This is a genomic window from Bacillus sp. M5A3_1b (genome assembly GCF_053345335.1).
In genome coordinates this window covers 490042-502215 of record NZ_JBKEZY010000003.1, presented here as the reverse complement: position 1 = coordinate 502215, position 12174 = coordinate 490042, and the positions used below count along the sequence as shown (strand labels likewise).

10 protein-coding genes and 1 pseudogene are annotated in these 12174 nt (G+C 34.3%); 8 read left to right on the top strand and 3 right to left on the bottom strand.

The window, feature by feature from the left end:
- Nucleotides 1–123: 123 nt before the first annotated feature.
- The gene (locus tag ACLBWW_RS12200) at nt 124–1437 is read left to right on the top strand and encodes an ArnT family glycosyltransferase (RefSeq protein WP_098151910.1); all 1314 of its coding nucleotides are present in this window, start codon (nt 124–126) and stop codon (nt 1435–1437) included.
- Nucleotides 1438–1530: 93 nt separating this feature from the next.
- Here the strand turns inward: ACLBWW_RS12200 and ACLBWW_RS12195 are convergent, their stop codons facing one another.
- The 3 genes and pseudogenes from ACLBWW_RS12195 to ACLBWW_RS12185 form a co-directional block, all read right to left on the bottom strand.
- A complete protein-coding gene (locus tag ACLBWW_RS12195; RefSeq protein ID WP_370512820.1) occupies nt 1531–2337 on the bottom strand; it encodes a methyl-accepting chemotaxis protein in 807 nt (268 codons plus the stop codon).
- Nucleotides 2335–2712: pseudogene (locus tag ACLBWW_RS12190) on the bottom strand (protoglobin family protein); the annotation flags it as partial. The gene ACLBWW_RS12195 and the pseudogene ACLBWW_RS12190, both read right to left, overlap by 3 nt.
- 241 nt (nt 2713–2953) lie before the next feature.
- Nucleotides 2954–3586 (bottom strand): trimeric intracellular cation channel family protein, encoded by a 633-nt coding sequence (locus ACLBWW_RS12185; RefSeq protein ID WP_000924371.1) that lies wholly within the window; start codon nt 3584–3586, stop codon nt 2954–2956.
- A 271-nt stretch (nt 3587–3857) separates the two neighbouring features.
- Between ACLBWW_RS12185 and ACLBWW_RS12180 the strand changes: the two genes are divergently transcribed.
- From ACLBWW_RS12180 to ACLBWW_RS12150, 7 genes are all read left to right on the top strand, one after another.
- Nucleotides 3858–5258: an O-antigen ligase family protein gene (locus ACLBWW_RS12180; protein WP_048542799.1), complete on the top strand. Its 1401-nt coding sequence runs from the start codon at nt 3858–3860 to the stop codon at nt 5256–5258.
- Nucleotides 5259–5338: 80 nt separating this feature from the next.
- Entirely contained in the window at nt 5339–6439 is a 1101-nt protein-coding gene (locus ACLBWW_RS12175) for a glycosyltransferase family 4 protein (protein WP_098067640.1), read from the top strand.
- A 15-nt stretch (nt 6440–6454) separates the two neighbouring features.
- Complete coding sequence (locus ACLBWW_RS12170) at nt 6455–7195, top strand: WecB/TagA/CpsF family glycosyltransferase (protein WP_048542796.1); 741 nt, start codon at nt 6455–6457, stop codon at nt 7193–7195.
- Nucleotides 7196–7486: 291 nt separating this feature from the next.
- Nucleotides 7487–8686, top strand: a complete 1200-nt coding sequence (locus ACLBWW_RS12165) for an MFS transporter (RefSeq protein ID WP_098067639.1) — start codon at nt 7487–7489, stop codon at nt 8684–8686.
- Nucleotides 8687–8955: 269 nt separating this feature from the next.
- Nucleotides 8956–9672 carry a LytR/AlgR family response regulator transcription factor gene (locus ACLBWW_RS12160; protein ID WP_048542790.1) on the top strand — a complete coding sequence of 239 codons (717 nt, stop codon included), beginning with the start codon at nt 8956–8958 and terminating at the stop codon, nt 9670–9672.
- 121 nt (nt 9673–9793) lie between these two features.
- Nucleotides 9794–11872, top strand: a complete 2079-nt coding sequence (gene cstA / locus ACLBWW_RS12155) for a carbon starvation protein CstA (RefSeq protein WP_048542787.1) — start codon at nt 9794–9796, stop codon at nt 11870–11872.
- Nucleotides 11865–12068 (top strand): YbdD/YjiX family protein, encoded by a 204-nt coding sequence (locus ACLBWW_RS12150; RefSeq protein WP_048542785.1) that lies wholly within the window; start codon nt 11865–11867, stop codon nt 12066–12068. The genes cstA and ACLBWW_RS12150 overlap by 8 nt, the downstream gene beginning before the upstream one ends.
- Nucleotides 12069–12174: the final 106 nt, after the last annotated feature.

Genomic DNA, 12174 nt, shown 5'->3' with positions numbered 1-12174 from the left:
TTCGCTTACATTGCAAGTGAAAAGTGAAGAATACATATTTGTTATATAAATTCCCTATCAGCTGTGTGCCCATTCATGATAGAATCGTTGTGTTATGAATGGAAATAGAGGTGCAATGGACATATGAATCATATACAAACAAATTTTTCATCTTTCTTCAGTAAAATAATGGTTGGTACGATGCTCGCATTTTTTATTTATAGTTGCTGGTCAGCATTTGAAACGAGTAAGCAATTTTTTGAAGGAAGTACAATGAGTTTAACAATTATATTAGTAATTTTTATTATCCTTATTTTGTTAGTAACATCGATTTTACAATATCGTTTTACAGATAAACAATTTCTTATTTTTCTTATAGGCACATCTATAGTTGTGAGACTTAGTATGGTTATATTTATAGATGTTCCAATGATTGGTGATATGAAAGCAATGTATGAATCTGCAAAGCAGGTTGCAATTGGTAATAACATAGGGAATGTAGCTCAGTTACCTTTTATCATTTATGAATCGATTATTATTCGTATATTTGGTGATACGGTATTTGCTTTACAGCTATTTAATGTTTTATTTTGTACAGGGACCGTATTCTTCATTTATCGCATTACGTCAATGATTTTTGGGGAAGAGTGTGGTCGTATTGCATCTGTATTTTATGCTTTATATATCCCAAATATATTTATGAGTTCCTTATTAACACAAGAATCGCTCGCAATATTTCTATTTTATTTTGCTTGTTACATACTTTTATATAAAGGATTAGATCATCCTTATATGTGGGTGTTTTCAGCAATCTTCTTTGCATTTAGCAATATGATGTTCCCAATGGGATTATTTCTTCCTATTTTTATCACTGTATATGTGTTGTTAATTGAATTTTTTCAATCAGCAACGAAACAAAAAGTGCTATTAAAGATGATAGGCATACTAATTCTATTTTATAGTGCTCATTTTTGTGTGAATTACGGAATTAAGGCAATGGGGATGTCCCAATACACGATTTCGAATGAGATGTATGTTCAATCTGTTTTAATTGGGAAAAATCAAAGTGAGGAAAAAATAACGAAAAATCAAAGTGTATCAGAGCACATTAATCAAAAGTTAAAAGAGATTGAAGATGAAAGATTTAATCTTTTAAAACCAGTAATTAATCAGTTTTCAGATGAGGGAGTAAATTCTATTCTATTTAAATGTGAAAAACTTATATATATAATGGTAACATTATTTATGGCTATAGCATTATTACATTTCCTTATTAAGACAAAACAAAATGAAGGATATATGTTGTTCTTATTGTTAATTAGTGGATATGTGTTGTTAAGACTTTTCCAAGTACATATGGCATATTACAATATGATTGTGCCAGCCTTGTTTATTTTACAAAGCTTTGGTATTTATATGAGTTATGTTTACTGTCAAAAAATATTTTTCAGAAAATAAAAAGAATCCATTTTGGATTCTTTTTTTGTAGATGGATGATTAGAGTTCATACAAAGGAGAGATGAAGAATCTCCACCCTTATATTTGTTTGCTTTATCGGTTTAGTTCTAGCTGCAAACTATCCGCTGTTAAGGCCATTTTTGAGGAGTCGTCTTGAATACTCTTCATTACCTGTGAAATAACTTCTAATTCATTTTCAATTTTTTTATTCTGGTCTTTAGAGTTAGACATATCTTTTACGATTTCTTGGAAATATTGATCTGTCGCATGCATACTATCTGTCCCTTCAGATACGAGAGAGCTAATTTGTTCTACGGAGGAAGAGACGTGGATAATTTGTTTATTAGTTTTTTCAACGAGCTTTGTAACGTTGTAGATAGATTCTTTCGTTTGCTCCGATAACTTTCGAATTTCTCCCGCTACGACTGAAAAACCTTTACCGAATTCACCAGCACGTGCAGATTCAATAGCAGCATTTAATGCTAGTAAATTTGTTTGCTCAGCGATTGATTTTACGATATCAATGATTTCGTTAATTTTATTAGAAATATCGAGAAGTTCACGAGTATCAGTAATGATAGTTTCCATATTTGTTTGAATGCTTTCCATACGTTTGTTTTGCAGATTTAATTGTTCTTTTCCTTTATTAGCCTTTTCTTCTGATGTTGTGGCTAATGATGTACCTGTTTTTGCAATTCCTACAATATTTTCTGATTTAGATGTTAACTGTTGAATAGAAGAACTTGTTTTTTCAGATACTGCTGCTAGTTCTGTTGCAATATGTGTAATCGTCATAGCTGTCAGTTCTTTTTCTTTTTCATGTTCTTTTTGAATTCTTTCATATTCGGATTCATAAGCCGCAATAACAAGTTCTTGTTCTAATGTAAATAATTTGTTTATTACATTTATAGAATAAGAAAAATCCTCTATTGTTGAAATTTTAGTTTGCAAAATCTTCATGACGGAACGGAATAATTCTTGATAGGCTGCAGTATACCATTTTCTATGTAAACCAATTTGTACATGTCTTCTTGCAATTTTAGCACGTTGTTCAATAAAATCTTCATACATATTACCGCTAAACAATTCTTTAATATGTGTCTTTAACGTTTGTTTTAATTTGGGAATAGAGCTGTAGCGTTCAATAACGGCAATTAAATTAGGTTGTTTTGTGATGTTGGTGTAGAATTTTTCAGTGATCCAATCTATTTCCTCATAAATAAACGGCTGTAATACTTTTACAATTTGTAAATCTTCCTTCGAAATATGTAGCATATCCATTTGAGTTTTTAGTTCAGAATTAGCAGGCACATTAAATATTATTTGTTGGCCTTTACTTAACTCAATTATACTGGTGTTTGTTTTATTTTTTTTAAAAACCCCAAGCATCATTCTTCCCCCTGTTTGTAAAGCGTTTTCAATTTTGTATTCTAACGTAATTATATATTGTTATATGAAATTACTCTACAGTATATGGAATTGTATATAAATTAAGAGAATTCTATGTAGAATCCTCTTAATGGCCTTTATTAATCTTAGCGTGTGTTTTAAAGAAAACTGGGAAATGTACATTATATATTACAGTCACGACACGAATAACGAATGTTACTAATAAACAAACATAGAAGGCTAATACGTGCGCGCCCATTGCATGTGTGATTAGGAAGCTAATTGCTCCTAAGATAGAAGCGATTGCGTAAATTTCTTTTCGGAATACGTAAGGGATATCTTGAGCGCAAATGTCACGCAAAATACCGCCTCCAATACCTGTAATGACGCCCATTGAAACTACTAAAAACGAGGCGTCAACGTGATGTGACATTGCTGCATTTGCACCAATAGCTGTGAATACACCTAAACCAACAGCATCAGAAAGCATAATAACGACTTGAAGTTTATTGATGCGCTCAAAAAACATACAAGTAAATAATGCTGATAATACGCTTACGAAAAAGTAAATGGGTTTTACAAATGCGACAGGAGGCAGGTTACCAATCATAATATCACGAATAATACCGCCGCCGAGCGCAGTAGCTACAGCTAAACAAAGGACACCGAATAAATCTAAATCTTTTTTCAAACCAACTAATGTACCAGAAATGGCAGCGGCGATAATGCCAAGAAACGTAAATATATCGATTAATAACATGGCTCTAATTCCTTCCTTATAAAGATGTTCCAGAGAAAAAATATACACTAAAGTTTTGGAAATAACAATGTATTTTCTTTACGTGTAAAAAAAAAGAATAAATTAGGAAAGAAAGCGTTTGAAAATACAAATTTATTACCTTTTCTATTATAAAAATTGGTATATAAATCGGATAGTTTAACAATAAGGTTATGTTATAATAAACATTTGAGATGAATAAAAAATGTTTATTTTATAGGTTGAAATTATGTAATAGTTATGGAGGCTTTAAATGTTAAAGGAAAACAGTATAAGTAGTAAATTTGAAAATTTCTTACTGATTTTTATAATGTTACAGCCAATTCTAGATTTACTCACGGCATTTTGTATAATGGTTTTAAAAATTGATACAACCATTGGAGTTCTTGCGCGTCTATTTGTCATGGGCCTAGGAGGAATATACATTGTATTCCAAGCTAGGAAAAGAGGGAATCTTAAGTACTTGCTGTATATAATTGGAATGGGTGCTTTTTTCACTATAGGACTAATTAATAATAAATTGGTTAAGGATCCTATCGTATTAGGGGAAGAGATTAAGTTTATAGCGAAATCTTTATATCCGTTTATCATGTTTACTTGCTATATTTTGGTCTTTAAATCACTTAAAGAAAATAGGCATTTTAAAATGCGAAACAATATTGCCTATGCAGCATTAATTATAAATATAGTAATGGTAGTTTCGGTTGTAACAGGAACAGATTATAACAGTTATGATTGGTTAAAGGTTGGTTCACGTGGATGGTTTTATGCAGGGAATGAATTAGGTTCAATTCTTGCGATTATTTGTCCAATAGTTGTTTTATATTCTATTGAAAAAACAACTAGTATGTCTAAAATATATTGCTGGATTCCTTCTATTTTGATTATTTTTTCATTGTTTGCCGTTGGTACAAAGGTTGGATTTGGAGCGATTTTTGCTACAATGATTATTGCGTTCATCATGTGTTTTATTCAGGCATTTATGCAACGTAAAGATGCAAAGAAAAATGCATATGTATTAAATGGTATGATTGCAATGACTGTTTTTCTAGGGGTAATGGCATACACTCCTTTCTCACCATTTATGAAAAATATGGGGCTACATTTTCAAGTAATTGAGAAGCTGCAAAATGAGAAGAAGGAAGAAAATGCGAAACAAGTAGAAGAATTGAAAGAACATAAACCTCACGTTATTGAGACGGAAAAAGAGAAAGAAATTGAAAAAGAAAAAGAACAGAAAGAGGAAACACAGGCTATTATTTTTAGTGGCAGGGAATTATTTGAACAGCAGTATAAAGAGTACTATGAAAAAGCTCCTCTTTCTCAAAAAGTATTAGGTATGGGTTATTCAGGTAATTATAAAGGTGAGCCGAAATTAATTGAACGAGATTTCCATGATTGGTTCTATTCATTTGGAATTGGTGGACTTGTGTTACTTTTACTACCTTTTGTATACTTTGGATTTAAAATTATTAGACTTGCATTGACTAAATTTAAACAATTATTCACTGTGAAATATGCATTAATAATGACCGGAATAGGTTTAGCCTTAGGTATTTCATTTATAGCTGGTCATGTTTTAATGGCACCGGGTGTAAGTTTTTATTTAGCCCTTATTAGCGCATACCTACTTGTTGATTTGGAAATTGAATGATTAAAAAATAAAAGCTAGCGCATGTTAGCTTTTATTTTTGTTATAGTAAGTAAAAATAAAAAGTGTGGAGGAAATAGGAAATGAAAGTGTTACATATAAATGCTGGTGCAGAAGAGGGCGGAGGAAAAACACATATTATTTCACTTTTATCTCAGTTTCCGAAGAAAGAAGTGGAATTAATGGTATTTGAAGAAGGTGCAATTGCTAGAGAAGCGAGAGACCTTGGTATTCAAGTGCATGTTTTTACTCAATCATCTCGGTACGACCTATCCATTCTTTCAAGAATAAAATCATTTATTAATGAAAATCAATTTGACATTGTGCATACACATGGCGCACGAGCGAATTTCTATCTCTCCCTCTTGAAAAAAGGTATAAAAGCAAAATGGATAATGACTGTCCATAGTGATCCAACGTTGGATTTTATGAAGAGAGGATTAAAAGGGTGGGTGTTTACGAAGTTAAATTTACGTTCTTTCAGGAAGGTAGATTTATTCTTTGCAATTACGGAAAACTTTAAGAGAAACATAATAAAACTAGGTGTACCAGAAGAGAAGATTTGTACGGTTTATAATGGAATCGAGTATGATAATACTCCAGCAAAACCTTATGATAAAAGTGAATTTGGCATCGATGAAGGAGTATTTACAGCTGTTCAAGTAGCGCGTCTTCATCCTGTTAAAGGTCATGATATTTTATTTGAAGCGTTACAAAAAATTAAAATTCCAAATATAAAGGTGCTCTTGCTTGGTGATGGACCTATAGAAGCAGAATTAAAAGAGATGGTGAAACAAAAGGGCTTAGAGGATAAGGTGATTTTTCTAGGTTTTCGTACAGATTCAAAAGAATTATATGCATCTGCACACATTAATTTGTTAACCTCTTATAGCGAAAGCTTCCCTCTTGTTTTATTAGAAGCGGCTAATCAACGCTTAACATCTATTGCAACAAATGTAGGTGATATGAAGAAGTTAATAGTTGATGATACGTATGGATGGATTGTACCGATTGGTGATGCGGCTTCGTTAGCAAACGCGTTAGAAAATGCTTATGAAAAATGGTTGAATGGTGAATTAGAAGCGATGGGAAATCTTTTATATACTCATGCATCTACTCATTTCTCGCTAAAGAATTTGTATGAAGATACTTATAATGCATATAAAAAACTTTTACTGAAATAGAGAGGATAGTTAATCATGGAAGTAAAAACGGTTGATATTCTAGGTGTTCCTTTTTCTACAATGACAATGGATGAAACGATCCAATATTTGAAGGGACAACTAGAATTGGAGCGAACTCATACTTTTCAGGTAGTAACAGCAAATCCTGAAATTGTTATGTGTGCAAAAAAGGATGAAACATTCCATAAAACATTATTAAATACAGATTTAATTACACCTGACGGTATTGGAGTTGTAAAAGCAAGTGGTATGTTAGGTACACCTGTAAAGGAACGTGTAGCAGGTTTTGATTTAATGTGTAATCTATTTGCAAAGTTATCAGAGGAGAATAAACCGGTATCTGTTTTCTTACTTGGTGCAAAATCGCATGTTGTACAAGCTGCAGCAGATCATTTAACGAAGACATATTCAGCTGTATCTATTGTGGGTACACAAGATGGGTACTTTAAACAAGAAGAAGAAGAGAGTATCGTTTCTCGTATTCAAGAAGCAAAACCAGATTTATTACTTGTCGCGCTTGGTTTCCCAAGACAAGAGAATTTTATCCAAACTAATAAGCATCGTTTAGAAACGAAGATGGCTGTTGGAGTGGGCGGAAGTTTAGATGTATGGGCTGGAGAGGTAAAACGTGCACCAAAATGGATTCAAGCGATTAACTTAGAGTGGTTTTATAGATTGTGTAGTAATCCAACGCGCTGGCGTCGTCAGTTAGTATTAGCGGAATTTTTAAAAGAAGTCATGCGTTCGAAAAAGTAGCGGAATATCGCTACTTTTTTATTTGGTCATTTTTAATAAAGTGAGGTTTTGCTCATCCACCACTGATGGTTAACCCTCACCAATTGGACGTTTAATGGCAGTTGGTCTTCAATTTAACCTTTTTGTTTCAGCTGAATTTTGAGGTGGGAGTCTTACTGCCCTCAAATAGTGTGATAAGTATTTTATTTTTTGGGAATGATGAAGGAGAATTTTTTGAACGAAAGTATTTTACTTATACAATTCACACATGTAAAATGATGTGTAAAGACAGCTGTGTAAGGAGGACTTCTTGTGGGCAAGGTGAAAGAAATTTCGAAGCGAAAGCTACTTGGTATAGCAGGGCTTGGATGGTTATTTGATGCAATGGATGTTGGAATGCTTTCATTTGTAATGGTAGCACTGCAAAAAGATTGGGGATTAAGTACGCAAGAAATGGGCTGGATAGGCAGCATTAATTCGATTGGTATGGCAGTCGGAGCACTCGTTTTTGGAATACTATCAGATAAAATAGGGCGGAAATCAGTCTTTATTATTACATTATTACTATTTTCTATCGGTAGTGGTTTAACTGCTTTAACGACGACACTAGCGATGTTCCTTTTTTTACGATTTTTAATTGGTATGGGGCTTGGCGGAGAGCTTCCAGTTGCGTCTACATTAGTATCAGAGAGCGTTGAAGCGCATGAACGTGGCAAAATAGTTGTGCTATTAGAAAGCTTTTGGGCAGGTGGATGGCTAATTGCAGCCCTTATCTCGTATTTTGTTATTCCGAAATATGGTTGGGAAGTTGCAATGGTATTGAGCGCGGTTCCGGCATTATATGCTTTATATTTAAGATGGAATTTACCGGATTCTCCGAGATTTCAAAAGGCTGAAAAAAGACCATCTGTTATCGAAAATGTAAAGTCAGTTTGGTCTGGGGAATATCGTAAGGCAACAATTATGTTATGGATTCTATGGTTTTCTGTTGTCTTTTCGTACTATGGGATGTTCCTTTGGCTACCTAGTGTGATGGTATTAAAAGGATTTAGTTTAATAAAAAGTTTCCAGTACGTACTTATTATGACGTTAGCTCAATTGCCAGGATATTTCACGGCTGCTTGGTTTATTGAACGACTTGGTCGTAAGTTCGTTTTAGTTACGTATTTAATCGGTACAGCATGTAGTGCTTATTTGTTTGGAGTGGCGGAGTCATTAACGGTATTAATCGTAGCAGGCATGTTACTATCCTTCTTTAATTTAGGTGCTTGGGGTGCATTATACGCTTATACACCGGAACAGTATCCAACGGTTATTCGTGGTACAGGTGCAGGGATGGCAGCAGCATTCGGTCGTATTGGTGGTATTCTTGGACCGCTATTAGTAGGATATTTAGTTGCTTCACAGGCTTCACTATCACTAATATTTACGATTTTCTGTGGATCAATTTTAATTGGCGTAGTTGCTGTAATTGTACTTGGGCAAGAAACGAAGCAACGAGAATTAGTATAAGGTGAAAGTTTAATCGGTGAGGGATTTATCCCTCGCTGATTATTAGCCAGCACCAATTGTGTTTTTGGGGAAGTAATACTCATTTCTTCGCATTCAGTGGGTGTTACTTCCTACAAATAATGTAATGAAAGGGTAGGGGGAACCGTTGTGGTTTCCTTTTTTCTGTTTTTTTAGATAAATAATGGTATAGTAAGAAAAAGGGAATGTTTCTTATAAAAGCGAATGTATACAACAAGACATATGGACAAAAGAATTAGGTGGTTGAAGAAATGAAAATTTTACTGATCATGGAAGAAGCAGAAGAGCGAAGAAGTTTAGCTGAAAAATTTACTGAAAATATAAGGAATGTAGAATGTTTTGAAGCGAATACGGGAACAGAATCATTATTGATCATGAAAAAGCATACACCAGATTTTGTTTTCTTGAATTCAAAATTACTAGATGGAACTGGTTTTGAATATGCGAGTTTATTACGGGAAGTAAATTGTTATACGAAATTGATTTTTATGGGTGAAGATATAGAAGAGTCGATTACGGCATTTCGGTTTCAAGCATTTTATTATTTACTACGCCCATTTCGTGAGGAAGATTTGCAATTCCTTTTATATAGAATGTGTAAAGAGCAAGGCGAAAAAGCAAAGAGTTATTTGCGAAAACTACCGATAGAAGGTCAAGAGGGAATTCGGTATATTTTCCCTGAAGATATTGTATATGTAAGCAAAAATAAGGAAAACAAAACGGTTTCAATTTATACAACAAATAATCAGTATATTTCAACATATACACTTCAGGAGCTGGAAAATAAGCTAAATGTATATGATTTTTTACGTGTGCATAAAAGTTATTTAATTAATATGTCATATGTACAAGAACTAAAACCTTATTATAATGGCACATATAATCTGTATTTAGATAAATATGATGAGCAACCGATTCCAGTTAGTCGTAATTATGTGAAACGACTTCGAAATAAGATTGAATTATAGTAGGTAATGCGAATTTTTTAACATGATAAACTAAAAATCCTTCATGATAAGGAGGATTCAAATTAAATATTCAGAAAATTTAGTACAATCCGACTAAGCGATAGTATTGGGGGGATTGTATGTGAAAACATTGAAGTCGATTTTACTATGGGGAGTTATTGCAGCAGTAGGCGCAGGTGCTTTTGGTGTAATAGCTTTATCACAAGGTGAAACTATTAATGCCGTGTGGCTCTTAGTAGCTGCGGTATGTGTGTATGCAGTTGCTTACCGCTTTTATAGTAGATTTATAGCGAGAAAGGTATTTGGTTTAGATAATAATCGGCAAACGCCAGCCCATACATTAAACGATGGAAAAGATTATGTTCCGACAAATAAGTGGGTATTATTTGGGCACCATTTTGCAGCAATTGCTGGGGCAGGCCCTTTAGTAGGACCGATTTTGGCAGCGCAAATGGGATATTTACCAGGGACAATATGGATTATTGTTGGGGTAGTTGTCGCTGGAGCTGTACAAGATTTTGTAATTTTATTTGCTTCGATGAGACGGAATGGTAAATCTTTAGGAGAAATGATTAAAGATGAGATCGGTCCTGTTACAGGGCTTATTGCAATGATAGGCATTTTAGGCATTATGATTATTTTATTAGCGGTATTAGCATTAGTGGTAGTAAAGGCGCTTGTCGGAAGTCCTTGGGGAATGTTTACAATAGCAGCAACGATTCCTATTGCTATTTTAATGGGAGTGTACATGCGCTACATTAGGCCTGGCCGGGTTGGAGAAGGGTCAGTAATCGGAATTATTCTACTTATACTGTCTCTTATTGGAGGACAGTATGTAGCAGAGCATCCAACGCTTGCAAGCATGTTCACGTTTAGCGGTGAAACGATTGCTATTATGCTTATTGTATATGGATTTATCGCATCGGCCTTACCAGTTTGGATGCTTTTAGCACCACGTGATTATTTAAGCACATTTTTAAAAGTCGGAACAATTGTTGGATTAGCAATTGGTATTTTAATTGTAGCACCAGATTTACAAATGCCAGCAGTTTCGAAATTTATCGATGGAACAGGTCCTGTTTTCTCTGGAAACTTATTCCCGTTCTTATTTATTACAATTGCTTGTGGTGCGGTGTCTGGATTCCATGCTCTCGTTTCATCAGGTACGACACCAAAGATGATTGAACAAGAGGGACACGCACAGCCAATCGGTTATGGGGCAATGTTAATGGAATCATTTGTAGCCGCGATGGCGATGATTGCAGCTTGTGTATTAACACCAGGAACTTATTTTGCGATTAATAGTCCCGCAGCACTTATCGGTACGGATGTCTCGCAGGCAGCTCAAGTTATTTCCTCATGGGGATTTGCCATTACACCAAATGAACTAAAAGATCTCGCTGTAAACGTTGGAGAGCAAACGATTTTATCACGCACAGGTGGTGCACCAACGTTAGCGATAGGTATGGCGTATATTTTCTCACAAGTAATAGGTGGAACAGCGATGATGGCATTTTGGTATCATTTTGCAATCCTCTTTGAAGCTCTATTCATTTTAACGACAATTGATGCTGGAACGCGTGTAGGCCGATTTATGATTCAAGATATTTTAGGACATGTATATAAGCCATTTGGGAAAACGGATTCTACATTAGCGAATGTGATAGCTACAACGTTATGCGTATTAGGATGGGGTTATTTCTTATACCAAGGGGTAGTTGATCCGCTTGGTGGAATTAATACATTATGGCCACTTTTCGGTATTGCAAACCAAATGTTAGCAGGTATTGCATTATTACTTGGAACGACAATTTTGTTCAAAATGGGGAAAAAGGCATATGTTTGGGTGACACTTATTCCAACTGTCGGATTGCTTATTGTAACGATGACGGCGGGTTATCAAAAGCTATTTCATGAAAATCCTAAAATAGGATTTCTATCTCATGCAAAGGTGTTTCAGGGAGCATTAGATGAGGGGAAAGTGTTAGCACCAGCTAAAAATGTCGCTCAAATGAAACAAATTATTTTCAATGATTATATTGATGCAGCGCTTTGCGGGATTTTTATGATAGTTGTAATCGCTGTATTAATTTCTGCAATTCGAATTTGGATTCAAGTATTAAGAAATAGGCCGATGCCGCTAAAAGAGGCGCCATATATTTCTAGAGATGAAAGTGAGTCGAGGAACTATTATGCTTAAACGACTACGGAAAGTATGGAGACAAAGAAAACACTTTATTAGTTTACTCGTTGGAGTACCAAGTTATGAAACATATGTAGAGCATATGAAAAAGCATCATCCAGAAGAAGAGGTTGTATGTCAAAAACAATTTTTTGCAGAAGTGCAAGAAGCTAGGTTTAATGCAAAGGGTGGAAAGATATCACGGTGTTGTTAATAAAAAGGGCGAATTTTCGTCCTTTTTTATTTTTTGTTGTTTCACGTGGAACAGCAAAAAATAAATAAAAGCTTTGGGAATTATAGGGATTTCGTATACAATAAAA

What these genes read in the sequence shown, in the direction of transcription:
- ACLBWW_RS12200 (WP_098151910.1), top strand. Translation starts at nt 124, where the DNA reads ATGAATCATATACAAACAAATTTTTCATCTTTCTTCAGTAAAATAATG.
- ACLBWW_RS12185 (WP_000924371.1), bottom strand. Translation starts at nt 3,586, where the DNA reads ATGTTATTAATCGATATATTTACGTTTCTTGGCATTATCGCCGCTGCC.
- ACLBWW_RS12180 (WP_048542799.1), top strand. Translation starts at nt 3,858, where the DNA reads ATGTTAAAGGAAAACAGTATAAGTAGTAAATTTGAAAATTTCTTACTG.
- ACLBWW_RS12175 (WP_098067640.1), top strand. Translation starts at nt 5,339, where the DNA reads ATGAAAGTGTTACATATAAATGCTGGTGCAGAAGAGGGCGGAGGAAAA.
- ACLBWW_RS12170 (WP_048542796.1), top strand. Translation starts at nt 6,455, where the DNA reads ATGGAAGTAAAAACGGTTGATATTCTAGGTGTTCCTTTTTCTACAATG.
- ACLBWW_RS12160 (WP_048542790.1), top strand. Translation starts at nt 8,956, where the DNA reads ATGAAAATTTTACTGATCATGGAAGAAGCAGAAGAGCGAAGAAGTTTA.
- ACLBWW_RS12150 (WP_048542785.1), top strand. Translation starts at nt 11,865, where the DNA reads ATGCTTAAACGACTACGGAAAGTATGGAGACAAAGAAAACACTTTATT.